Here is a 23215-nt window from a genome sequence, read left to right on the forward strand (position 1 = left end):
TGTGCCCCTTACCAGACGTACGCGAGGACTTCGCCGCCCACGCCCGCGCTGGCGGCTTGGCGGTCGGTCAGCAGACCCGAGGACGTGGAGATGATCGCCACGCCCAGGCCACCGAGCACCTTTGGCAGATTTGTGGACTTTGCGTAGACCCGCAGGCCCGGCTTGGAGACGCGGCGTAGGCCGGCGATGCTCCGCTCGCGGGTGGGGCCGTACTTCAGCGAGACGACGAGGTTCTTGCCGACTTCAGCATCTTCTGTGCGGTAGTCGGTGATGTAGCCCTCGCGCTTGAGGATCTCGGCGATGTTCGCCTTGATCTTCGACGCGGGCAGCGACACCTCATCGTGATACGCCGAATTGGCGTTACGCAGACGCGTCAAGAAGTCTGCAATCGGATCAGTCATGGTCATAAGAGACCGTCAACCTTTCTCGCAGCGGTTCCCATGCAGCATGCGCGCACCGGTTCCCGTGAACGCCGGGGCATTCGTCGGGCCTTTTACGTCACATCGTGGGCCTACAACGAAGTGAGTTCTGTCCTGACCGACCGTTGCCGGTCAGGGGTGGTGCTCCCCCGAATGCACAGGTGCACTCAGGAGTTTTCAAAGCTCAAGGCCAAGAAAATTCTCAGCTACCTGGGCATTTCGAACCGACCGAAGGCACGGCTCTGCCGAGGCAACTGTCCCAGTGTAAGGAAAACAGCTGCTCAGGCCAAATTGCGCCGTACCAGCCGCCAGATCACCCGCCGAACCAGCCCGCCTGGAACAATGGATGGGGCCATGAGAGAACTTGCTCCAGGAGAAAATACTCCCCTGCCCTCGCAGCTGATCAGTGTCTCCGTCACCTGCGCATCCCCGGTCAACACGTCGGCGGTGTTACTGGCGTCGAACGGCCGGGTCCGCTCGGACGACGACCTGATCTTCTACAACCAGTCCAGCGGTCCGGGCGTGGTCTACAGCACCGACGCCCGCAGCGACATCATCACCATCGACACGACCAGAGTTCCCGGCGACATCGAGACGATCGCGATCACCGCCAGCCTCGACGGCACCGGCCCGACCACGTTCGCCACGGCGGGCACGCTGCGGGCCGAGTTGCGCGACGGCTCAGGTCGTCCGACCGTGTCGTTCACCCCGGCCCGCCTGACCTCGGAGTCGGGTGTTGTCTGCATGGAGGTCTACCGCCGCGGCGACGCCTGGAAGGTCCGTGCAGTCGGACAGGGCTACGACGACGGATTAGCCGGTCTGGCAACAGCTTTCGGCATCCAGGTCGACGACGATCCAGCCCCGGCAACCCAGACGCCGGACCCCATGCCATGGCCACCGGCCGGCCAGGGCGCGCCACCACCGAACCGACCGGCCCCCGCCCAGACATACGCACAGACCCCACCCGCAGCACAGCACCAGGGAGTTCCCGCCATGAACAGTGACCTTTTCGCACCGGCGCACGCCGAGGTGTCCGGCAGCGGCATCCAGAAGCAGGGCAGCAAGATGTGTCGCGTCGGCATGAACGGCGAGGTCATGGCGCGCTCGGGTTCGATGGTCGCCTACCAGGGCAATCTCACCTTCGAGGCCCAGGGCTCCGGCGGTATCGGGCGGGCCATCCGGAACACCCTGAGCGGCGAAGGCGTCCCGCTGATGAAGGTCACCGGCCAAGGCGACCTGTTCCTGGCCGACGCGGCCGCCGACGTCCACCTGATCGATCTCGACGGCTCGGACGGGCTGACCATCAACGGCGCCAACGTGCTCGCCTTCGACTCGACCCTGAGCTACGACGTCAAGCGGGTCCAGGGCGCGGCCTCGCAGAGCAATGCTGGATTGTTCAACTGTGTGTTCACCGGCCGGGGCCGGATCGCGATCACCACCGACGGGAATCCGGTGGTCCTGACCGTCGATCAGCAGACCTTCGCCGATCCGAACGCTGCGGTCGCATGGTCGTCGAGCCTGCAGACCAGCATCAAACGCAACGATTCGTTCAACCTCGGGACCCTGATGGGCCGCAGCACCGGCGAACGGTTCACCCTCGCCTTCAGTGGTCAGGGTTTTGTGGTCGTGCAGCCCTCCGAACTCCCGCCGGGCGGTTTCATCGGCGGCACCGGTGGCGGTAACCAGTCCGGCGTCGCCGGCGGTCTCGGCGGCCTACTCGGCCGCTAGTCCCCAAGTTCATCCCCTGCAGAGGTCGCCAAGGGCACACTTCCCTCGGCTACCCCTGACGGGGACGATCCTGAGGCCGCCCCCGGATTCGATGCCGGTCGGTACGGGTGATCGCCCGAACGTCGGCCAGCACCTCGTCCCAGCCGTACAGAACATCGTCATAGGTGATCCGCATCGTCAACCACCGACCGAGCAGCGCCTGCCGGTCCCGGCGACGATCGTTTTGATAATTCGCCAGACTCGTGTGGTGCGCCTTGCTGTCACACTCGATCAGCAATCGCCCCACGCGTAGGTCAACCCTGCCGACAGCGGGAATCTTCGGTTGCACATGGACAGCGAATCCTGCTGCGCGCAAACGCAATCGAGCCAACGATTCTGTACCCGACTGGGACGACGAATCGCATTTGGACATCATGTCCAGGATTCGCCGGGGCACCGCACCGATCTGACCCTGCAAAGTCGGCACATCCACCTCGGTGATGCCCAGGACTGAATCGCATACGACAATCCACTCCTGCTCACCCAGGCACCGGGCGGCGCACCCGAGCGCGATCGGTATCGGATCGACCGCGGTTGTCGCAGGAACCGGTCTGCCGTAGCCCTGGCAGAACCGGCCTCCTTTCTGCTTTCCGTGCTTGCTGACCCGGACGTGAACACGCTTGTCGCCAGGGGGTACCCAGATGCCGTGGTGCCGCAGCGCCGAGACACAACTGAGCACGCCGCCGGCCGTGACCGCCTCGACCACAACCGAATCCGCTGTCGGCGTCGCGTACCACCCGGGGCGCAGCCTGATCAGGGATCCATCCCGGACGTGCTTGCGCAGACCCGACCGGTCGAACCCCCGCCTCGCCAACTCGGCCGCACTGAACACCCCTGTTTCCACCCTGATGGGACGCGCCGAATCCCGTGCCGGCCCCACATCGCCATAAACCGACCCCGTGAGCTGGGCCCAAGGGCATAGTGCCCTCGGTGGCACCTGACGGGGACGAAGATGTCTCGTTGTCCGACGGCACTGTTCCAATGTTCCAACTCGAACAAAGGAGCGAACATGTCTGACCATGCATCGGCCATCAAAGGGCTTCCCCGGTGGCACCGCAACCCTCTCGTGCAGTCGGCGATCGGCCGGATCAGAAGACACGGCTGGCGGTGACGGCCGTGAGCGACAAGTGCGACTGCGACTCCGCCGAGTGCGTTCCACCCGACTGCTCATTCGCCTACACCACCGGCCTGGGACTGCACTCGCTCCCAGAGCTTGCGGTGTACGGACTCGACGCCGCAACCAGTGGACACGTCCTCAACGAACTCGGCGATCTGCTTCACGGGTACGACTGGTGCCGCATCGTCGACGAGTCCGTCGATGTCTCACTGCGATCACTGGACGTCCCGGTCCGGCTGATCGAACTGATCGACAAGCAAGATCTGATCATCACCAACGAGCTGTTCCCGAATTCGCCTGCACTGCAGGTTGTCTGGCCCGACGACCACGGGACATTCCCCTGGGATGAGGGCTACACACTGCAACCGGACCACCAGCAGATCAAGGGCATGCTGTCCGACGTCAGCGGTGGCCCGCGTCCGCCGCGGGCGATCGCACCACCCACTGCCCCCAACCGGGCACAGCGACGTCAGGCGCAACGACGCAAGAACAGACCCTGACACAGAAACGCTCCACAAACACAAAGACGCTCCACCAATAGGTGGAGCGTCTTTGTAGAAGTGGAGCGTTCAGCCGAGGGCTAAAAGATCACCAGCTGCTCTTCTGCACACCGGGCAGCTCGCCCGCGTGTGCCATCTCGCGCAAGCAGATACGGCACAGGCCGAACTTGCGGAAGACCGAGTGCGGGCGTCCGCAGCGGTTGCAGCGGGTGTAGCCACGCACGGCGAACTTGGGCTTCTTGTTGGCCTTGTTGACCAGCGCCTTCTTTGCCATGTCAGTTGTCCTTCGCGTTTGAGTCTTTGAACGGGAAGCCGAGCTGACGCAGCAGTGCCCGACCTTCGTCATCGTTGGTCGCGGTGGTGACGATGGTGATGTCCATGCCGCGGGGCCGGTCGATGTTGTCGATGTTGATCTCATGGAACATCGACTGCTCATTGAGACCGAAGGTGTAGTTGCCGTTGCCGTCGAACTGGCGATCGCTCAGGCCACGGAAGTCCCTGATACGCGGCAGTGCGATCGAGACGAGGCGGTCGAGGAACTCCCACATGCGGTCGCCACGAAGGGTGACGCGCGCGCCGATGGGCATGCCTTCACGCAGCTTGAACTGCGCGATCGACTTGCGTGCCTTACGGATCTCGGGCTTCTGGCCGGTGATCAGCGCGAGGTCTTTGACCGCACCGTTGATCAGCTTCGCGTCACGGGCGGCGTCGCCGACACCCATGTTCACGACGACCTTGACGACGCCGGGAATCTGCATGACGTTGTCGTAGTCGAACTGCTCGTTCAGAGCGTCTTTGATCTCCGCGCGGTAGCGGAGCTTCAGCCGAGGCTGGATCTTCTCAGTGGTGCTCATGTCAGATGTCCTTCCCGTTCTTGCGGGAAATGCGCACGCGCTTGCCGTTGTCGTCGGTGCGGTAACCGATGCGCGTGGGGTTGCCGTCAGAGTCAACGACCATCACGTTCGAGACGTGGATGGCGGCTTCCTGGGTGACAATGCCGCCCGAGGATGCGCCACGCTCGTTCTGCGAGGCGGAGGTGTGCTTCTTGATCCGGTTGACGCCTTCGACGAGGACCCGGTTGCGCTGCGGGTAGGACTCGATGACCTTGCCCTTTGCGCCCTTGTCCTTGCCTGCGACGACGATCACGGTATCGCCCTTGTGAACCTTCATATCAGAGCACCTCCGGAGCCAGCGAGACGATCTTCATGAACTTCTTCTCACGCAGCTCGCGGCCGACCGGGCCGAAGATGCGGGTTCCGCGCGGATCGCTCTCGTTCTTGATGATGACGGCAGCGTTCTCATCGAACTTGATGTACGAACCGTCCGGACGACGACGCTCCTTGGTGGTGCGCACGATGACCGCCTTGACGACCTCTCCCCGCTTGACGTTTCCGCCGGGGATGGCGTCTTTGACAGTGGCGACGATGACGTCACCAATGCCGGCGTAGCGCCGTGACGAGCCTCCGAGCACGCGGATGCACAAGATTTCCTTGGCACCGGTGTTGTCGGCGACCCGCAGGCGTGATTCCTGCTGGATCACTTTTTCTCCTTGACCTGGCTGGTAAATATGTGTGGCGGATTTCCGTCCCGACACACGCGGTCCGTTGCCATCGGTGGCGCGCCTGCCTGCAGTTATCCACCGCAGGGGGTTCGCTGCTCGACTTGCGGACACAATCGTGCCGCGGGCAACCGGTCAAGCATAGGTGAAAGACCAGGTCGGATACAAATCACCGCTGGTCGCGACCGCTCACCAGTCGTCGAGTGAGGTGAACCCGTCCTGGATCGCGCGGGCGAGCAGCTGCGATTTGGTCCGGGCCGGCCTACCGACGAGCGAGTATTTGGACCGGATCCTGGTGATGTGGGTGTTGACCGTCGCCTGCGAAATATACAGCTTCGCGGCCGCCTCCCCTTTGGAATCGAAGGCGAACCAGGCGAGGAGCACTTCGACCTCCCGGGGCGAGAGAACCGGGATCCGAGCTGCACTCAAGGGGGCTATAGAACTGTCGACAGTCATGGGGCGACTCTTTTCGTCTGCGATGTTGACGTCATTACACAAGCCCCCCGACCCTCACCAAAGCCTAGGAAGTCCAGGCCGGCCCGGTAAGTCCCCAGTTCTGGGGGGACAACCCCACCCGATTCCGAACCCAACGACGGGGACCCGGAACGACGCTGGATCAGGCAAATAACTTAGGTTAGTGTCAGCTAACAAAATCGGTCTCCGAGGAGAAAACATGAACTTTCGCAAGAGCGTGGCCGGCGCGGCTCTGATCGGCCTGGCCGTGTTCGGCGTGGCCGCCTGCAGCGATGACGATTCCGACTCGTCGACAGCCTCCACCTCAACCGCCGCCGAGACATCTGCGGCGGCGGCTTCGGGCACCACGACCAGTGCCGAAGCCGGCACCGCACTCGAGGTCGACACCGCGCAGGAGGTCCTCGTGGGGGTCCTGTCCCCGGACACCGACCCGGCGACGTACACCGATCTGGTCGACTCGGACGATCCGGCCATCGCCGGACGGCTTTCCGGGCTCGCCAAGGGCTTCTCGGCCGCCGGATACACCCCTGACAAGTTCACGGTGACGGAAGTGACCGCCGACGGTGACACCACCGCGACGGCGACCGTCGAGGTCGACAGCCCCCACACCCCCGAGCCGGTGGCGATGCCGTTGGCCTACGTCTACGCCGATGGCACCTGGAAACTCTCCACCGATGCCGTCACCGCCCTGACGTCGATGGGCGGCGGTCGCTGAGGCGTTCACGCCACATCGCCAGAAGGCCCGGCCGCTTCTGCGGCCGGGCCTTCTCGCGCCTTATCGGCCGGATGCACCACAGTTCACGCAGCAGGTCATTTGATTCCCTTACAGTGGAATCAGCGCGTCTGGCAGAGAGGCAAACATGACCGACAGCAATGGCTTTGCCGATCACCGGCGGATCGATCTGACCAAGGGTCCCGCACCTGGCCCCGGCCACGACACGACACCGTTGCCCACGTCTTCCGGCTACCCCTCAACACCGGATCTACCGTCACCCGGAGCGGAGTTCTGGCAGCCGTACGACCCTCACGCCGATCCACTCGCCGCGCTGGATCCGGCCTATCCGCCGTATCCCGTCGCGTACTCGCCCGCCCAGTATCCGCCCGCCCAATATTCGCCTGGCCAGTATGCCCAGGGGCAGTACTACGCCAATCCCTATTTGATGGCCCCGCAACATCTGGTGGCGCGGCCCCGCTCGAACTCGATGGCCACCGGCTCGCTGGTCTCCGCACTCGTCGCATTTCCCGCGATGTTCTTCTGCTTCGCCGGCGCCCTGATCGCTCCGGTGAGCGTGGTCCTGGGCGTCATCGCGCTGGGCCAGCTCAAGGACCGGCCATACGAGAGCGGCGAGAGTCAGGCCTGGAGCGGAATCATCCTCGGCGGTCTTCTCACCGCGCTGTGCGTACTCGCCGCCGGGGCGTGGGTCATGCTCATCGCCGACGCCTGAGGCGCCGGCACACCCGCCTCACATACCGAGGGCTTCGGCGATCGTCGGCCAGGACCGGTGCAGGTCTTCTTTCCAGTAGCCCCACGAATGCAGGCCTTCGCGGTAGTCGTACGTGACCGGAACGCCGGCGGACCTGGCGCTGTCCTCGAAGGTCCGGGTGCATGCCAGAGCCCCTGCCTCGATGGCACCACCCACCGGGCTGGCCAGACCGGCGGGACCCAGCGACCAGTCCGGCAACCCGCTTCCGGTGGCGACGTACAGCGGTTTGCCGCGTAGCGCAGCGATGTTGAGAGCCGGATCGTGGTCCCGCCAGGCCTGGTTGTACGCCGGGCCCCACATGTTGTCGGGATTGCCGCCCCGGGTCCGCACACTCACCGACAAGGCCTGCTGGGAGGTCTGGTCCCGGAAATCCAGGCATCCGCTGAACAGCGCCGCCCCCGCGTAGAGATGAGGATTGCGCACCGCGAGCATCAGGGCTCCGGTCGCACCCATCGACAGCCCCTCCAGCGCATTTCGCCCGTTCCCGGCGAACTCCCGGTCGATCAACGGGGGCAGCTCATCGGTGAGAAAGGTCTCCCACCGGTTCCGGCCCAGGACCGGATCGTCCCGTTGCCAGTCCGTGTAATAGCTCCCGGTACCACCGATCGGCAGCACGACATTGACATTCTTGTCGGCCGTGAAGTCGACGAGGTCGGTGAATTGGGTCCACCCGCTCTGCCGGTAACCCGTGTAGACCCCGGCATCGATCCCATCGAGCATGTACAGCGTGGGACGTTTGTTCTCGGCGCTTCGGTCTTCGGGCAGCAACACGTCCACGCGGATCCCCCGTTGCATGGACGGCGAGTAGACGGTCAGCTTTGCCCAGCGTGGCGACGCCATGTCGACCGCCTGAATCCGCGCTTCGGCGGCGACGTCGACTTCTGCAGGCGCAGCGGCCACACGTGCAGCGACAGCGAATTCCCCGACAGCGCCGATGATCAGAACCGCGATGATCATTGGTATCCGTTTTCTCACTTTTCGATTCCTCCCCAGGATCGATGGAAGTGCAGCCTCCATTGGAGGAAGTAAAACACGCCGGCGGGTGGTTCACATCTCATGGCTGTAAACTCTGGCCTGATGACCGATACCGGCCTTGACCGTGGCAAACGCGAGTTGCTCGATGCGGCCGAACGGCTGATCGCAACCCGCGGATACGAGGTACCCCTTCGTGACATCGCGGTCGCGGCCGGTCACCGCAACAACTCCGCGGTCCAGTACCACTACGGCAATCGCCAGGGGCTGATCGCAGCGATCGTCGCGCGCCGCCTCGGCCCGATGGAGTCCGAGCGCGCGCGCATGTTGGAAACCTTTGCCGCACAGGGAAAGAAGCCGACGGTTCGTGATCTCATCAGTGTCCTGGTGCTACCGATCCTGGAGATGAAGGGCACCCACTACGCCCGATTCCTCGAGGTGACCCGGCCGTCGTGGCCCGACGAATCCATCCCAACGGGTTACACCGAATGGCCGAAAGTCCTTCAGCAGCTCGATAAATCGCTCGACGGTGACACCACCACCCGGCACCGACGGGTGGCCGCGGTGGCCACCGCGATGTTCGCATTGATCGCCGACTTCGAACGCCGAACCGAGTCCGGCGATCAGGCAGAATCCGAACCGGACGAGATCATCGACATGCTCACTTCGATGATGACCACACCGCTGCGAACCCGAACGGACCGCACCGACTAGGACTGCCGCCACGTTCGATTGGCGGTAGGTTCTGGCCCATGGATTGGGCGGCGGCACCAACAGCGGGGATCTCTGCGCTGACCGGGCTGCGCCCGAGCGACCTGGCGCTCGCCTTGGACGACCTCCCCGACGAAGCGCCGGCGGTCCTGCTCATCCGGCTCGACACGGTCACCGATATGTCGCAGGTGCTCGATGACCTTGTCGCCGTGCTCGAGACAACGGCGTACGACCTGTATCCGGCCTGGCTCCCGGGCGCCGCGGCCGCCCCCGGCCGGACCACCGTGGACCGCGTTGCCGGCCGCGCGCTCGCTTCGGAACTCGCCTCGCGGTCCGAGCACTACCGTCCGTTCCTGATGGATCTGACCGCCAATGCGATCGCCGCACAGACCGGCGCCGACCGGCTCCTGCTGGCGCAGAAGTATTCCGACACCACGCGTACGTCGGGGCTGATCCGGGTGATCCGGTCCAGCTTCGCCCGAGACCGGGTCGTCCTCGCGTTGTATTCCCCTACGCCATTGCCAATTGAGCTTCAGAGTCATGTTGCGGCCGTGTGCGATTGGCTGAGCAGTTACGTGGGCATCTGGCTTCTCGATGGCGTCACCGCGGACGTCGACCGGTTCCCGTCGGTGCGGATACCCTCCGGCGGCGCCGTCTCAACCGTCGACGAATCCCCATGGGTCCTGCACCCCGTGACCTTCCCACCGGTCTCGGGACGACCACACCCGGCGAGCGCAGCCGAACAGCGACTCGAATCCCATCTGTCCCGGCTCCCCTGGGCGACCGACCGGAGATGGAATCACCTGGTGCCCACCGGTGATCTTCAACCGTTCGTACGAGCCGATCTGCTGTGGCCGGATGCGAGACTGGTTGTCGAGATAGACGGCGCCGACCATCGGACCGCAACCAAGTATTCAGACGACCGGCGACGGGATATTGCCCTGCAACTCGCCGGCTACATGGTGGCGCGTTTCACAAATGAACAGGTATTGAGCGACAGCACTGCGGTTGTGGACATAATCCACAGACTGCGTACGAGCCGCTTGGCTGAAAAGGAGCTTCTGTGACCGCGTCGGACCTCACCGGTACCGAAATGATCGTCCTGCTGGTCTTGATGGCCGAGTCCCGTGGCCTGACAAACGGAGAAATCCGCGAACGCGGACCGGAACTCAAGGCCCCGAGTCGTCGCAAACTGAACGCACAGGGGCTCATCGACAGCGACACCTCGAAAGTCCCCCACCATCATTCGTTGTCCGACCGCGGCTGGGCCAAGTGCAACGAACTCCTCGGCACGACGCCCCCGGCCGGAACCACACCACAGGGCAAGGCGCTCTTCACCGTGCTCGCCGGACTCGGCCGCCACTTCCGACGATCGAACCTGCGATTGGCGGATGTATTTCTGCCATCAGAAGATTCAGACAGCCAAGAATCATCCGAACAGACGACACCTGACATCGAGACCCGAGTCATCGACACCTATCGAACACTCGCGAGTAAGCCCGGCGCGTGGGTCGGGTTGGCCGAACTCCGGGCAGACCTGCGCAGTGTCGCGCGGCCCGACCTGGACGCGGTGCTTTCGTCTCTGTACAGCCGGCCAGGAATCCGGCTGATCCCGGAAGAGAACCGTAAGGCATTGACGCCGCAAGCCCGCGCCGCAGCCGTCTCAATCGGCAATCAGGACAAGCACCTCATCAGTATGGAGCCGACGTGACATCGGTATCGCAACTCGACGCGCTCGCCAAGGCACGCAGCGGATTCTCCAACTCCGCCCATACCCGGGACGATGTGTGGCTCTCCCACAACGACATCCACGTCGAAGGACTGCACGCCAACGCCTGGCGCGCCATCGAACGCGCCGTCGCCGATGCCAAAGAGAGCACCGGTCCGAGCCCGCTCGGTGTGGTGTTGCAGGGACCTGCCGGCTCGGGTAAAACACATCTGCTCGGCCAGGTCCGCGAGTACGTACAGGCCCAGCAGGGCTACTTCGTGATGCTGGATCTACTCGACCCCAGTGACTTCTGGCGCACCTTGCTCAGTTCACTGCTCGACTCCCTGAACCGGCAGATCAAACCGCCGGTGGACAAGACCCAACTCCATGACGTGATGCAGCGGCTGGCAGATCTGGCGGGCACCTCACGCGTTGCCCGCCGCGCGATCTCGGGCGAAACCCTCATCACGCCTGCGATTCTCGATCAGTTCGTCGACAGCCTCCGCAAACCACTGCCTGTTCTCATCCGCGGTCACCACGCCACCCTGCGGGCACTTGTGCTGTCCGCGGCGCCGAGCTCGCGACTGAACGATCTCGGTATCGCCTATCTCGAGAACAACATCGACGAGATCGACCCGGCCGAGCGAACCGAATGGCAGCTACCACCCCGCGCGCTTCCGTACGAGCAAACCGTGCGGGCGATCTCGGAGTACATGGCGGCGACCGGTCCCACTGTCCTTGCCGTCGACCAGATCGACACGTTGCTGGCCCAGGCCCGTTCCGGCACCGACGCCACCACCACCGACTCTTATGCCGACACCGTGGTCGACCAGGTGTCCCACGGATTGATGTCGGTGCGTGAAGTGCTGTTGCGCACCGTGACCGTCGTGTCGTGTCTTCCGTCCGTCTGGACCATCATCGAACTCCAAGCGACGGCGTCGGTACCGGATCGATTCCGCGCCAACTTCATCCTCGAAGGCCTGCCCGACGACACCTTTGCCCGCGCACTCGTCGAGCGGAGGCTGTCCAAATCGTTTGCGGAGTTGGGCTTCACACCGCCTTACCCGACCTGGCCGATCCAGGATTCGGCATTTTCGGCCGCGACCTCACTCAATGCCCGGTTGTTGATCAAACGCGTCGACCGGCACATCAACGACTGCCTCGACACAGAGTCCGTCACCGAACTCGAATCGCTGATCGATCAACGCAACGGCGATGACGTTCCGCCGCGACCGATAAAGCCCGATGCCGACGAGACACCCGCAGGCGACCTCGACGAGGTGTACCAACGCCACATCAAGAACGCACTGACCGCGTCTGCGGTGGATCCGAAGAAAGAAGACGACGTGATACCGGCGCTGCTCAACGCCGGATTACGGGCCTGGGCAGTCGAATCCGGCTCTGATGACTTCACCATCGACCAGGTCGGCGGCCAATACCGCCTTCATGCCCGCTTGCGCCAGAGCCTCGACTCCGTCACCGACGATGAACATCACTGGGCATTTCGCGCCATCTCGGCCACGCACGCCGGAGCCGTACAGTCCCGCTTGCGGAATGCTTCGATCGATGCCGGCCTGTCCTCGTCGGTCCCCCGGCGTCAACTGTTCATACTGCGGAACATCGACTGGCCGGGCGGACCCAAAACAGCCGACATGGTCAGCGAGTTCACCGCGAATGGTGGCCAAGTACTTGAGATGTCGTACGACGACCTTGCCAAACTCAGCGCACTCAACGAGATGACCAAGGCCATGCACACAGGATTCGACGCCTGGCTCCGCAGTCACCAACCTGCCCACGACATCGAGTTCCTCAGTGCCGCGCTCGGTGACGCCGGGACCAGCCCTGCGCAGCAGCCCACCTCTGTAGACGCCGCGCAATGGAATGCCCCAGGCCTGCCGGTCGAACCTCACGCACCCGAGACCGACGACCCGCCCGCAGCGCCGGCACCGGAGGTGTCCGCCCAGATCACCGCCGAGATACCGGCTCCCGACCCCACGGTCCAACCCGACATCACGTCCCCGTCGCCTGCTTCCCCGCCGAGTATCACCCTCGGGGTCTCACGCTCGGGCAAGACAGCGACGGTCGAGCTGGAAGCGCTACGCAAACACACGGTCATCTTCGCCGGGTCCGGTTCGGGAAAGACCGTGATGATTCGTCGCCTCATCGAAGAATGTGCGCTCCAGGGTGTTTCGGCCATCGTCCTCGATCCCAACAACGACCTTGCGCGCCTGGGCACCGCCTGGCCCGAAGCTCCCAAGGGCTGGTCCGGCGACGACGCCGCCAAGGCCGCCGACTACATCGCCGACGTCGAGACCGTGATCTGGACACCGCGACTCAACGGCGGTCGTCCGTTGAGCTTTCAGCCACTGCCCGACTTCGTGGCCGTCCAAGAGAACCCCGACGAGTTCGACTTGGCCGTCGATGCTGCAGTATCCGCGCTCAAGCCGTATGCCGGGGTCAGCGGCGCGAAAGCAGCTCTCCAGGAAGCCATTCTCAAGCGATCGATGTCGCTGTACGGCCGACAAGGCGGCGGGTCACTGTCCGGGTACGTCGCCCTTCTGTCAGAGATGACGGACGACATGAGCGGTCTGACCGACACCGAGAAGCTCGCCGGCATTCTTGCCGAGAACCTCAAGGCGGCGATGATCATCAATCCCATGCTGGGCGGCGGTGGAACACCGGTCGACCCATCGGTCCTCCTCACCCCGACCGCCGGCAAACGCGCCCGCATCTCGGTGATCAGCCTGATCGGCCTACCGGACGAAGGCAACCGACAGGGCTTCGTCAATCAGCTCGAACTCGCCCTGTTCGCTTGGATCAAGAAGAACCCAGCCGGCGATCGCCCACTCGGCGCGTTGTTCGTCATGGACGAGGCTCAGACCCTGGTTCCCTCGGGCCGAGTGACCCCGTGCACGCGAAGCACCGTTGCGCTCGCGTCGCAAGCGCGCAAGTACGGGCTGGGCCTGGTCTTCGCGACACAGGCACCCAAGGGCATCGACGCCAAAATCGTCGGCAACGCCTCTACCCAGTTCTTCGGCCGCCTCAACACACCGGTACAGATCAACGCCGCGAACGAGATGGCCTCCGCCAAAGGGAGCCGGATCAATGACATCGGGCGCCTGGGCACCGGCGAGTTCTACGTGGCCCCCGATGGGGGGTCCTTCCAGAAGGTGAACACCTCGATGTGCCTGAGCTTTCACCCGTCGTCGCCGCTGTCCGACGAGGAAGTGGTCGCTCTCAGCAGGCAGTGACCCGACCGAAGTCATCCCGACAACACAAATGCGGCCCGTCCCCTTGCAGGGGCGGGCCGCATTTTGTTGAAAACGTTTGGCTTACTTGGCCTTCTCGAGGACCTCAACCAGACGCCAGCGCTTGGTGGCGCTGGTCGGGCGGGTCTCCATCAGGCGAACGCGGTCGCCGATACCGGCGGTCTCGTTCTCATCGTGAGCCTTGACCTTGCTGGTGGTGCGGATGATCTTGCCGTAAAGCGGGTGCTTCACGCGATCTTCCAGCTCGACCACAATGGTCTTCTGCATCTTGTCCGAGACGACGTACCCGATGCGCTCTTTGCGCCGTGCACGGTCCTCGGCGGACGTTTCTGTCACTTCCTGGTCCTTACTCATGCGTCGTCACCGTCCGTAGCTTCGGGTCCGGCGGCCAGGCCCAGCTCACGTTCCCGCATGACCGTGTACACGCGCGCGATTTCGCGACGCACGGTACGCAGCCGGCGGTTGTTGTCGAGCTGACCGGTGGCCATCTGGAACCGAAGGTTGAACAGCTCTTCCTTCGACTCACGCAAACGTTCGACCAGTTCTTCGTCACTGAGCTCGCGGAGCTCGGCGGCGGCGATTCCGATACTCATCAGAACAGCTCCTCCCTGGTCACGATGCGGGTTTTGATCGGGAGCTTGTGCTGCGCGCGGCGCAGGGCCTCGCGAGCAGTCTCCTCACTGGGGTAACTCATCTCGAAGAGGATGCGACCCGGCTTGACCGGGGCGACCCACCACTCGGGAGAACCCTTACCGGAACCCATGCGGGTCTCGGCAGGCTTCTTCGTCAGCGGGCGGTCGGGGAAGATGTTGATCCACACCTTGCCGCCACGCTTGATGTGCCGGTTGATGGCAATACGAGCTGACTCGATCTGACGGTTGGTGATGTACGCGCTCTCCAGAGCCTGGATGCCGTAGTCACCGAACGTCACCTTGGTACCGCCCGAGGCCTGACCTTTCAGGCTGGGGTGGTGCTGCTTGCGGTGCTTGACCCGACGAGGGATCAACATGCCTCAGCCCTCCTGGTTCTCAGCCTGCGCGGGGGCAGGCGTTGTCGCTGGAGCGTCAGCAGCCGCAGAGGTACCGGCGGTAGCCGCGCGCCCTGCTTCGGTGCTGGTCGCGGTGGTGCCCGACGAACCGCTCCGCTTCGGACGTGCGGGCCGACGCGGACGACGGTCTTCGCTCGGAGCAGCGGCCGAGGACAGAGCCTCGCGCTTGCCACCGACGATGTCGCCCTTGTAGATCCACACCTTCACGCCGATACGGCCGAAGGTTGTCTTGGCCTCGTAGAGGCCGTAATCGATGTCAGCGCGCAGGGTGTGCAGCGGCACACGGCCTTCGCGGTAGAACTCGCTACGGCTCATCTCCGCACCGCCGAGGCGACCCGAGCACTGGACCCGGATTCCCTTGACGTTGGGCTGACGCATGGCCGACTGGATGGCCTTACGCATTGCCCGGCGGAATGCCACGCGGTTGCTGAGCTGCTCGGCGACACCCTGTGCCACCAGCTGAGCTTCCGACTCGGCGTTCTTGACCTCGAGGATGTTCAGCTGCACCTGCTTGCCGGACAGCTTCTCCAGGTCGCCACGGATCCGGTCGGCCTCGGCGCCGCGGCGACCGATGACGATGCCCGGACGGGCGGTGTGAATGTCGACGCGAACCCGGTCACGGGTCCGTTCGATCTCCACCTTGGCGATGCCGGCGCGCTCGAGGCCGGTGGCCAGGAGCTTGCGGATGGCAACATCCTCTTTCACGTACTCCGCGTACTGCTTGTCTGCGTACCAGCGGGACTTCCAGTCCGTGGTGATACCGAGACGGAAGCCGTGCGGGTTGATCTTCTGGCCCACTACTGAGCTCCCTTCCGGCGGTTGCGGCTGGTCGCCGCACCCTTGTCGGCGATGCTCTCGACGACGACGGTGATGTGGCTGGTCCGCTTACGGATCCGGAACGCACGCCCTTGGGCACGCGGACGGAAACGCTTCATGGTCGGTCCCTCGTCGGCGAACGCCTGCGACACCACGAGGGTGCGGCGATCGAGATCGAGGTTGTTCTCGGCGTTGGCAACGGCGCTGGCAAGCACCTTCGCCACCGGCTCGCTCGCTGCCTGCGGCGCGAACTGCAGGATGTCGAGCGCCTCGTCCACGTTCTTGCCGCGAACCAGATCGATGACTCGACGCGCCTTCATGGGGGTCACACGCACAAAACGAGCGGTGGCCTTGGCGGTCGGATTGGTTGTTTCAGTACTCATCTACCGACGCTTCGCTTTCCGGTCGTCTTTGATGTGTCCCTTGAAGGTGCGCGTCGGCGCGAACTCGCCGAGCTTGTGACCGACCATCGAATCCGAGACGAACACCGGTACGTGCTTGCGACCGTCGTGGACGGCGAAAGTGTGTCCGATGAAGTCCGGAATGATGGTGGACCGACGGGACCAGGTCTTGATGACCTGCTTGGTGCCCTTTTCGTTCTGAACATCGACCTTGCCCAACAGGTGGTCGTCGACGAACGGGCCTTTCTTGAGGCTGCGTGGCATTCTCTAACTCCCTCCTGGGTTATCGCTTGTTCTTGCCGGTGCGGCGGCGGCGGACGATGAGCTTGTCGCTCGGCTTGTTCTTGCGGGTGCGGCCCTCGGGCTTGCCCCACGGGCTGACCGGGTGGCGACCACCTGAGGTCTTGCCCTCGCCACCACCGTGCGGGTGGTCGACCGGGTTCATGACGACACCACGGACGGTCGGGCGCTTGCCCTTCCAGCGCATGCGGCCGGCCTTGCCCCAGTTGATGTTGCTCTGCTCGGCGTTGCCCACCTCGCCGACGGTTGCGCGGCAGCGCACGTCGACTCGACGGATTTCACCGGAAGGCAGACGCACGGTGGCGTAGGCGCCTTCCTTACCGAGCAGCTGCGCGCCGGCCCCGGCGGAACGGACCAACTTGGCTCCGCCACCCGGACGCAGCTCCACAGCGTGGATCTGGGTACCGGTCGGGATGTTGCGCAACGGCAGGTTGTTGCCCGGCTTGATGTCGGCGGTCGGACCGCTCTCCACCACGTCGAACTGCTTCAGGCCCTTGGGCGCGATGATGTAACGCTTTTCGCCATCGACGAAGTGCAGCAACGCGATCCGCGCAGTGCGGTTGGGGTCGTACTCGATGTGAGCGACCTTGGCGTTGATGCCGTCTTTGTCGTTGCGACGAAAGTCGATGAGACGGTAGGCCCGCTTGTGGCCACCACCCCGGTGACGGGTCGTGATCCGACCGTGCGCGTTACGTCCACCGGTGCTGTGCAACGGACGGACGAGTGACTTTTCCGGGGTGCTGCGAGTCACCTCGGCGAAGTCTGCGCCAGACGAGCCACGACGACCGGGGGTCGTCGGCTTGTACTTACGAATTGCCATGAGTCTTCTTGTCCTCTACTTCTTCTGAGTCCGACCGGCGTCAGCCGACCGGGCCTCCGAAGATCTCGATGGGCTTACTGTCAGCGGCCAGGGTCACGATCGCGCGCTTGGTGTCCTTGCGCTTGCCGTAGCCGTACTTGGTCCGCTTGCGCTTGCCCTGACGGTTGGCGGTGTTAACGCTCGTGACCTGCACGTCGAAGATCTGTTCGATGGCGATCTTGATCTGGGTCTTGTTCGACTCCGGATGCACGAAGAACGTGTACACGTTGTCCTCGATCAGTCCGTAGGACTTCTCGGAGATCACCGGGGCCAGGATGATGTCGCGCGGGTTTGCCTGAACTGTCATGTTCCTCAGGCCTCCTTCTGCTCTTTGTTGGCACCGTCGAGGAACGCACCCAGAGCTTCGCGGCTGAACACAACTTCATCGGCGTCGAGGACGTCGTAGGTGTTCAGCTGATCCGGAGCGATCGGCAGCACGTGCTGCAGGTTCGCAACGCTCTTCCATGCGGCGGTGTCCTCGCGGCCGACCACCAACAGGAACTTCCGGCGATCAGACAGCTCTTCGAGGAACAGTCGTGCCGTCTTGGTCGACGGGGTCTGCCCGGCAACCAGTTCGGTGATCACGTGGATGCGCTCGTTGCGTGCCCGGTCGGAGAGGGCTCCGCGCAGGGCGGCTGCCTTCATCTTCTTGGGGGTGCGCTGGCTGTAGTCACGCGGCTGCGGGCCGTGGACGATGCCACCGCCGGCGAACTGAGGGGCGCGGGTCGAGCCCTGACGAGCGCGACCGGTTCCCTTCTGGCGGTAAGGCTTTGCGCCACCACCGCGGACCTCGGCCCGCGTCTTGGTGGAGTGCGTGCCCTGGCGTGCAGCACCCAGCTGGGCGATGACAACCTGATGCAGGAGCGAGATGTTCGCCGGTGCGTCGAAGATCTCGGCGGGCAGCTCGACGGTTCCGTCGGTCTTGCCACCGAAGCTCTTCACGTCGACCGTGCGGGTCTGCTGCTTCTCAGTGTTGACAGTCATTAGCTCGCACCACCCTTCATGGCGTCACGGACGATGACAACCGCGCCCTTGCGACCGGGGATTGCTCCCTTGATCAGCAGCAGGCCCGATTCAGCGTCCACCTTGTGGACCTTCAGGTTCTGGGTGGTGACCTTGTCATTACCCATCCGACCGGCCATCCGCATGCCCTTGAACACGCGACCGGGGGTAGCACAGCCACCGATGGATCCGGGAGAGCGGTGCACGCGGTGCACGCCGTGGCTCGCGCCCAGGCCCTTGAAGCCGTGACGCTTCATGACACCGGCGAAGCCCTTGCCCTTGGAGGTTCCGGTCACGTCGACGAGGGCACCGTCGGCGAAGATCTCCGCCGTCAGTTCCTGTCCGACCGTGTACGGCGAAACGTCATGGACGCGGATCTCGGCAACATGCCGGCGCGGGGTGACCCCGGCCTTGGCAAACTGACCGGCAACCGGCTTGGTGACCTTGCGCGGGTCGATTGCGCCGTAGGCGAGCTGGACGGCGGTGTAGCCGTCGGTCTCCTCGGTGCGGATCTGCGTGACCACGTTGGGTCCCGCCTTGACGACGGTCACCGGGATAACCCGGTTGTCCTCGTCGAATACCTGGGTCATCCCGAGCTTGGTGCCCAGGATTCCCTTCACATTTGTCTGAGTCATCTGATGATTCCCGCCACTCACTGGATGTTGACGTCGACGCTGGCCGGCAGATCGATACGCATCAAGGCGTCAACGGTCTTCGGCGTGGGATCGAGGATGTCGATCAGTCGCTTGTGTGTACGCATCTCGAAGTGCTCGCGCGAGTCCTTGTACTTGTGCGGCGAGCGGATGACGCAATACACGTTCTTTTCGGTAGGCAACGGCACCGGGCCGACCACACGCGCACCCGTACGGGTCACGGTCTCCACGATCTTGCGCGCCGACGCGTCGATCGCCTCGTGGTCATAGGCCTTGAGCCGGATGCGGATCTTTTGTCCCGCCACGCTGTGTCCTCTTCCGTCAATTTCGGCTTCACAGATGAACACCTCGTGGACGCAACTGTCGTCGCATCCCTCGTGACCAATACCTGACGGTGGTGATCGACGCTGTTCATCTGTCATTGTTCAAAACTCGCTTGCACGAGTCGTCGTACTGCGCCCAATCTTACGGGCCTCCGGTCCACGCACTCGGGTGTGTCGCGGTGGCTACACACACTTATGCGCATGCGCTTACCGCTTGTATCCGACTGCATCTATCTGAACTCGGGTCTATCTTTGCTTGTTGTGCATCACAACGGAAGCTCGAACCAGTTCGCAAGCCGCTTAGTTCGTCCGGTGATGCTCTTCGGTCGACAGGCGCTCTGTCGCTGGTTGGTCGCATACAGCTTCCAGCCGGGGCATACAGGGCCGCACTGCCAATCAAGGCAACCCGACAAGTATGCAATAGATCCGGCTCAGGACCAAATTCGTCCGGTCAACCTCCTCATGTGCGCCCTGGCATCGGTCCCCACTCCGGCCGAGCACACCGTGCACGACGGATCTTACTGATCGGTAGGATACCGATTATGCCGACCCAGAACGCGCTGACCAGCATCAGCCCCACCTACCGCCTTCGCCAGAAGTTGCCAGCCGGACGTCTGGGCTCAGCGCTCTTCTCGGTGGGGATCTGCCTGCGCGTTCCGTACTTCGCGACGATCCTGCCGTACGTGAAGGTCATGGAACCCGGACGATGTGAGGTGACCGCCCCCAAGTGGTACGGCATCCGCAACCATCTGGGCACCTTCCACGCCATCGCGGCCTGCAACCTGGCCGAGACCGCGATGGGGATGCTGATGGAGGCCACCGTCCCCACCACGCACCGCTGGATTCCCAAAGCGATGCACAGTCAGTATCTGAAGAAGGCGACGACCGGACTTCATGCCGTGGCCACCCTGCGCGAGCCCCTCGACTTCGGAACCATCACCGAAGGCCGTGACGTGGTTGTCGACATCGCGATCACCGACACCCACGGCGTCGAAGTGGTCCACTGCGACATCACCACCTGGGTCACCCCGGCGTAACCGACGCCAACCTCTCTGAGTGCGGGCCTGGGTCGAAGGTCCCGGCTCTCGCGGGCCTCACCACGTAACCGCAGGTACAAAAACCGCACGTAACAGGGTGTTTGACGGCACAGCGAGAAAATGCGCAGGCAAGGTGCGCAATTACTACGGTCAGTCGTATGCAGCTGACCCGATTCACCGACCTCGGTCTGCGGGCGATGATGCTGCTCGCCGCAGCCGAGGAAGACGGCCGTCGCGTCACCACCGGCGTCATCGCGCACAGCGTTGCCGCATCTGAGAACCACATCGCCAAGGCCGTGTCCCGACTGGTGGACCTGGGCCTGGTGCACTCCCGGCGGGGCCGGCGCGGCGGGCTGTCGTTGACCGACGCCGGACGCCACGCCTCGGTCGGTCGTCTCGTCCGCGCACTCGAAGGCGACAACGAGGTCGTCGACTGCGCCGGGGACCATCCCTGCCCACTCCTGCCCGCGTGCCGGCTGCGGCGTGCGCTCGCCGACGCCAAGGAAGCGTTCTACGCCGCCCTCGACGAGCACGTCGTCAGCGATCTGGTCAAAGGCACGCAGATACCGCTGCTGCCCCTTCCCCGGCTCCCCCTCATTTCAGACGAACAACTGTTGTCACCCACCGAGAGGACACATCCATGACCACTGCCCCCGCGCCCATGCCCGAACGGCTGACCGCGACCCGAGCAGACACCCTCGAACCGCATCACGCGGAGATGATCGCCGCGACGCTACCGCTGGTCGGCGCGAGCATCGACGCCATCACCACCGAGTTCTACCGGCGTATGTTCGCCGATCACCCCGAACTGCTCCGCAACCTGTTCAACCGGTCCAATCAGGCCCAGGGCAGCCAGCAACGTGCACTGGCCGCATCCATTGCGACCTACGCGACGCACCTCATCGATCCGGCGTTGGAGGATCCCGCGGAACTTCTCGGCCGGATCGGCCACAAGCACGCATCGCTCGGGGTCACGGCCGATCAGTACCCGCTGGTTCACACCCATCTGTTCGCCGCCATCGTCGAGGTCCTCGGTGCCGACACCGTCACCGCCGACGTCGCGGCCGCCTGGGACCGGGTCTACTGGTTGATGGCGAACACCCTGATCGATCTCGAACGCCGTCTCTATGCGGACGCTGCGGTCGAAGCCGGTGACGTCTTCCGTCGGGCGCGGGTCACCGCGAGGGCACACGACCCCTCGGGAGCCGTGGTGCTCACCGTGGCCGCCGTGTCCGGATCATTCCCGGAGTTCATGCCGGGACAGTACGTTTCGGTCGGTACGACGCTCCCCGACGGCGCCCGGCAGATCCGCCAGTACAGCCTGATCAACACTCCCGGGTCCGGCAAGCTCACGTTCGCCATCCGGCCGGTGGCCGCGACCACCGACTCCCCGGCCGGCGAGGTGTCGACGCACATCGCCGAAAATGTCGTGGTCGGTGACCTGCTGGACGTCAGCATCCCCTTCGGTGATCTGCCCGTGGACAGTCTCGGTACGCAACCACTGGTGCTGATCTCCGCGGGCATCGGGATCACGCCCATGGTCGGCATCCTCGAACACCTCGCGGAGGACGCCCCGGGTTCACGGGTACACGCATTGCACGCCGACAAGTCGCCCGACGCGCATCCGCTTCGACAGCGCCAGCGCGACCTGATCGGTGAACTCGCCGGTGGCCGCCTCGACGTCTGGTACGAGACCCGGGCTTCGGACGAGCCGTCGATCCATCACGGTCTGATGCAGGTCGACGCCATCCCATTCGACGAGGACGCCGAGTTCTATCTCTGCGGTAACAACGGATTCGTCCAAGCGGTCCGTGGCCAGTTACTCGGACGGGGTGTGACGCCGAGCCGGGTGCACTGCGAACTCTTCTCACCCAACGACTGGCTTCTGGGCTGACCGGCCCCGGTCGGGGCGGGCACGTTCGAGAAGCCAAGCGCGTCATCGGCGCTTAGAATCCACCGATACCCCCCGCCCCGACCGTCCACCCGCAGAGGCCGCCTTGCCATCACAACCACCGATACGTCCGCTGATCAGCTATCTGAACGGCGAACTCGCGGGCAACGCACAGGCCAGTGTCTTCGATGAACTGCGCCGCGTCATCCTCGACGGCAGCGCCGCCCCCGGGTCGGCGATCCCGGTGGGAAGTGTCGCCGAATTGTTCGGCGTGAGCGCCATACCGGTGCGAGAAGCACTGAGAACACTTGTCGGCGAGGGCTTGGTCGTCCACCGGACCGGCGGTGGCTACTTCGTCGCGCAGCTGACGCTGACCGAACTCCGCGAGATCTACTTCGTCCGTGGCGTGCTCGAACAGGCCGCTCTGACCCGGGCCTGCGCGGTGGCCACCGAGGCCGACCTCGACCGCGCCCGCGCCGAACACAAAGCGCTGCAGGAGGCCACCATCGCCGGCGACCGCAAGGCCTATCACGTGCATTCCCGCCGTTTCCACCAGGCGCTGGTCGGCCCCTGCGGAATGCACCGGCTCCTCAACATGTTCGACTCCACCTGGGACATCACCGAACCTTTCCAGGTGATGCAGCGGGCCACCGGACCCACGCAGCTCCAGCTGCACGGCGACCACGAGAAGATGATCGGTGCCATGGCCCGGCGCGATGCGACCGAGCTCGTCGCCGTTGCGCAAGAACACCATCGCCGCCTCGAATCGGTGATCATCGAAACCGCCGCCGAACTGAACGTGGCCGTCGAAGAATCCGCACCGAGCGCATAGCCCCCGCAGAATATATCGATTTCCCTGGGCCGGACCCGAACCAATTGTCACGTACGTAATCCGCGGGAAATATC

The 23215-nt window shown here is 64.1% G+C and carries 31 protein-coding genes; 12 read left to right on the forward strand and 19 right to left on the reverse strand.

Annotated elements, in window-relative coordinates:
- Window positions 1-8 precede the first annotated feature (8 nt).
- On the reverse strand, window positions 9-407 hold the full coding sequence (gene rpsH, locus AC51GT_RS11585) for a 30S ribosomal protein S8 (RefSeq protein WP_496323305.1): 399 nt from the start codon (window positions 405-407) through the stop codon (window positions 9-11).
- A 366-nt stretch (window positions 408-773) separates the two neighbouring features.
- Between rpsH and AC51GT_RS11590 the strand changes: the two genes are divergently transcribed.
- On the forward strand, window positions 774-2147 hold the full coding sequence (locus AC51GT_RS11590) for an AIM24 family protein (protein WP_496328842.1): 1374 nt from the start codon (window positions 774-776) through the stop codon (window positions 2145-2147).
- 49 nt (window positions 2148-2196) lie between these two features.
- Here AC51GT_RS11590 and AC51GT_RS11595 read toward each other — a convergent pair whose 3' ends face one another.
- Window positions 2197-3018 (reverse strand): hypothetical protein, encoded by an 822-nt coding sequence (locus AC51GT_RS11595; protein WP_496328843.1) that lies wholly within the window; start codon window positions 3016-3018, stop codon window positions 2197-2199.
- A 284-nt stretch (window positions 3019-3302) separates the two neighbouring features.
- Here AC51GT_RS11595 and AC51GT_RS11600 point away from each other — a divergent pair, with 284 nt between their 5' ends.
- Window positions 3303-3803, forward strand: coding sequence for a DUF4262 domain-containing protein (locus AC51GT_RS11600; protein ID WP_496328844.1), 501 nt, complete (start codon window positions 3303-3305; stop codon window positions 3801-3803).
- An 88-nt stretch (window positions 3804-3891) separates the two neighbouring features.
- Here AC51GT_RS11600 and AC51GT_RS11605 read toward each other — a convergent pair whose 3' ends face one another.
- The 5 genes from AC51GT_RS11605 to AC51GT_RS11625 form a co-directional block, all read right to left on the reverse strand.
- Window positions 3892-4077, reverse strand: a complete 186-nt coding sequence (locus AC51GT_RS11605) for a type Z 30S ribosomal protein S14 (protein WP_023955966.1) — start codon at window positions 4075-4077, stop codon at window positions 3892-3894.
- Window position 4078: 1 nt separating this feature from the next.
- A complete protein-coding gene (gene rplE / locus AC51GT_RS11610) occupies window positions 4079-4657 on the reverse strand; it encodes a 50S ribosomal protein L5 (RefSeq protein ID WP_495514981.1) in 579 nt (192 codons plus the stop codon).
- A gap of 1 nt (window position 4658) precedes the next feature.
- On the reverse strand, window positions 4659-4973 hold the full coding sequence (gene rplX, locus AC51GT_RS11615; RefSeq protein ID WP_476030133.1) for a 50S ribosomal protein L24: 315 nt from the start codon (window positions 4971-4973) through the stop codon (window positions 4659-4661).
- A 1-nt stretch (window position 4974) separates the two neighbouring features.
- Window positions 4975-5343: a 50S ribosomal protein L14 gene (rplN, locus tag AC51GT_RS11620; protein WP_020109916.1), complete on the reverse strand. Its 369-nt coding sequence runs from the start codon at window positions 5341-5343 to the stop codon at window positions 4975-4977.
- 207 nt (window positions 5344-5550) lie between these two features.
- On the reverse strand, window positions 5551-5817 hold the full coding sequence (locus AC51GT_RS11625) for a response regulator transcription factor (RefSeq protein WP_496323301.1): 267 nt from the start codon (window positions 5815-5817) through the stop codon (window positions 5551-5553).
- Window positions 5818-6034: 217 nt separating this feature from the next.
- Between AC51GT_RS11625 and AC51GT_RS11630 the strand changes: the two genes are divergently transcribed.
- Together AC51GT_RS11630 and AC51GT_RS11635 are read left to right on the forward strand one after the other, a co-directional pair.
- Entirely contained in the window at window positions 6035-6550 is a 516-nt protein-coding gene (locus tag AC51GT_RS11630) for an MTB12 C-terminal domain-containing protein (RefSeq protein WP_496328845.1), read from the forward strand.
- A 145-nt stretch (window positions 6551-6695) separates the two neighbouring features.
- Complete coding sequence (locus AC51GT_RS11635; RefSeq protein WP_496323299.1) at window positions 6696-7280, forward strand: DUF4190 domain-containing protein; 585 nt, start codon at window positions 6696-6698, stop codon at window positions 7278-7280.
- Between the two features lie 18 nt (window positions 7281-7298).
- Here the strand turns inward: AC51GT_RS11635 and AC51GT_RS11640 are convergent, their stop codons facing one another.
- Window positions 7299-8276, reverse strand: coding sequence for an alpha/beta hydrolase (locus tag AC51GT_RS11640; protein ID WP_496328846.1), 978 nt, complete (start codon window positions 8274-8276; stop codon window positions 7299-7301).
- A gap of 120 nt (window positions 8277-8396) precedes the next feature.
- Here AC51GT_RS11640 and AC51GT_RS11645 point away from each other — a divergent pair, with 120 nt between their 5' ends.
- Genes AC51GT_RS11645 through AC51GT_RS11660 form a run of 4 tightly spaced genes read left to right on the forward strand, consistent with a single transcriptional unit; the run spans window position 8397 to window position 13961 of the window.
- Window positions 8397-9005, forward strand: coding sequence for a TetR/AcrR family transcriptional regulator (locus AC51GT_RS11645; RefSeq protein WP_496328847.1), 609 nt, complete (start codon window positions 8397-8399; stop codon window positions 9003-9005).
- Window positions 9006-9043: 38 nt separating this feature from the next.
- The gene (locus tag AC51GT_RS11650) at window positions 9044-10069 is read left to right on the forward strand and encodes an endonuclease domain-containing protein (protein ID WP_496328848.1); all 1026 of its coding nucleotides are present in this window, start codon (window positions 9044-9046) and stop codon (window positions 10067-10069) included.
- Complete coding sequence (locus AC51GT_RS11655) at window positions 10066-10713, forward strand: hypothetical protein (protein ID WP_496328849.1); 648 nt, start codon at window positions 10066-10068, stop codon at window positions 10711-10713. The genes AC51GT_RS11650 and AC51GT_RS11655 overlap by 4 nt, the downstream gene beginning before the upstream one ends.
- The gene (locus AC51GT_RS11660; protein ID WP_496328850.1) at window positions 10710-13961 is read left to right on the forward strand and encodes a helicase HerA domain-containing protein; all 3252 of its coding nucleotides are present in this window, start codon (window positions 10710-10712) and stop codon (window positions 13959-13961) included. The genes AC51GT_RS11655 and AC51GT_RS11660 overlap by 4 nt, the downstream gene beginning before the upstream one ends.
- An 81-nt stretch (window positions 13962-14042) precedes the next feature.
- Here the strand turns inward: AC51GT_RS11660 and rpsQ are convergent, their stop codons facing one another.
- From rpsQ to rpsJ, 11 genes are read right to left on the reverse strand one after another with little or no spacing between them, the layout of a single operon-like run.
- Entirely contained in the window at window positions 14043-14333 is a 291-nt protein-coding gene (gene rpsQ, locus AC51GT_RS11665; RefSeq protein WP_495514971.1) for a 30S ribosomal protein S17, read from the reverse strand.
- On the reverse strand, window positions 14330-14572 hold the full coding sequence (rpmC, locus tag AC51GT_RS11670; RefSeq protein ID WP_482135418.1) for a 50S ribosomal protein L29: 243 nt from the start codon (window positions 14570-14572) through the stop codon (window positions 14330-14332). The genes rpsQ and rpmC overlap by 4 nt, the downstream gene beginning before the upstream one ends.
- On the reverse strand, window positions 14572-14988 hold the full coding sequence (rplP, locus tag AC51GT_RS11675) for a 50S ribosomal protein L16 (RefSeq protein WP_482135419.1): 417 nt from the start codon (window positions 14986-14988) through the stop codon (window positions 14572-14574). The genes rpmC and rplP overlap by 1 nt, the downstream gene beginning before the upstream one ends.
- A 3-nt stretch (window positions 14989-14991) precedes the next feature.
- Window positions 14992-15825 (reverse strand): 30S ribosomal protein S3, encoded by an 834-nt coding sequence (gene rpsC, locus AC51GT_RS11680; protein WP_495514970.1) that lies wholly within the window; start codon window positions 15823-15825, stop codon window positions 14992-14994.
- Complete coding sequence (gene rplV / locus AC51GT_RS11685) at window positions 15825-16226, reverse strand: 50S ribosomal protein L22 (protein ID WP_496323293.1); 402 nt, start codon at window positions 16224-16226, stop codon at window positions 15825-15827. The genes rpsC and rplV overlap by 1 nt, the downstream gene beginning before the upstream one ends.
- A complete protein-coding gene (gene rpsS / locus AC51GT_RS11690) occupies window positions 16227-16508 on the reverse strand; it encodes a 30S ribosomal protein S19 (protein ID WP_331883974.1) in 282 nt (93 codons plus the stop codon).
- Between the two features lie 19 nt (window positions 16509-16527).
- On the reverse strand, window positions 16528-17364 hold the full coding sequence (rplB, locus tag AC51GT_RS11695) for a 50S ribosomal protein L2 (RefSeq protein WP_020109931.1): 837 nt from the start codon (window positions 17362-17364) through the stop codon (window positions 16528-16530).
- Window positions 17365-17404: 40 nt separating this feature from the next.
- Window positions 17405-17710, reverse strand: a complete 306-nt coding sequence (rplW, locus tag AC51GT_RS11700; protein ID WP_496323292.1) for a 50S ribosomal protein L23 — start codon at window positions 17708-17710, stop codon at window positions 17405-17407.
- Window positions 17711-17715: 5 nt separating this feature from the next.
- Window positions 17716-18387: a 50S ribosomal protein L4 gene (gene rplD / locus AC51GT_RS11705; protein ID WP_496323291.1), complete on the reverse strand. Its 672-nt coding sequence runs from the start codon at window positions 18385-18387 to the stop codon at window positions 17716-17718.
- Entirely contained in the window at window positions 18387-19040 is a 654-nt protein-coding gene (rplC, locus tag AC51GT_RS11710) for a 50S ribosomal protein L3 (protein ID WP_028463742.1), read from the reverse strand. Before rplC ends, rplD begins: the two co-directional genes overlap by 1 nt.
- A 17-nt stretch (window positions 19041-19057) precedes the next feature.
- Window positions 19058-19363, reverse strand: coding sequence for a 30S ribosomal protein S10 (rpsJ, locus tag AC51GT_RS11715; protein ID WP_003938093.1), 306 nt, complete (start codon window positions 19361-19363; stop codon window positions 19058-19060).
- A gap of 560 nt (window positions 19364-19923) precedes the next feature.
- On the opposite strand from rpsJ, the gene AC51GT_RS11720 reads away from it, so the two are divergent.
- From AC51GT_RS11720 to AC51GT_RS11735, 4 genes are all read left to right on the forward strand, one after another.
- Window positions 19924-20418 (forward strand): hotdog fold domain-containing protein, encoded by a 495-nt coding sequence (locus AC51GT_RS11720; protein ID WP_496328851.1) that lies wholly within the window; start codon window positions 19924-19926, stop codon window positions 20416-20418.
- 158 nt (window positions 20419-20576) lie between these two features.
- Window positions 20577-21062 (forward strand): RrF2 family transcriptional regulator, encoded by a 486-nt coding sequence (locus tag AC51GT_RS11725; protein ID WP_496328852.1) that lies wholly within the window; start codon window positions 20577-20579, stop codon window positions 21060-21062.
- Window positions 21059-22312, forward strand: a complete 1254-nt coding sequence (locus tag AC51GT_RS11730; protein ID WP_496328853.1) for a globin domain-containing protein — start codon at window positions 21059-21061, stop codon at window positions 22310-22312. Before AC51GT_RS11725 ends, AC51GT_RS11730 begins: the two co-directional genes overlap by 4 nt.
- Window positions 22313-22415: 103 nt before the next feature.
- Window positions 22416-23141, forward strand: coding sequence for a GntR family transcriptional regulator (locus AC51GT_RS11735; protein WP_496328854.1), 726 nt, complete (start codon window positions 22416-22418; stop codon window positions 23139-23141).
- Window positions 23142-23215 lie beyond the last annotated feature (74 nt).

The sequence above is a fragment of the Williamsia sp. z34 genome, from assembly GCF_059553395.1.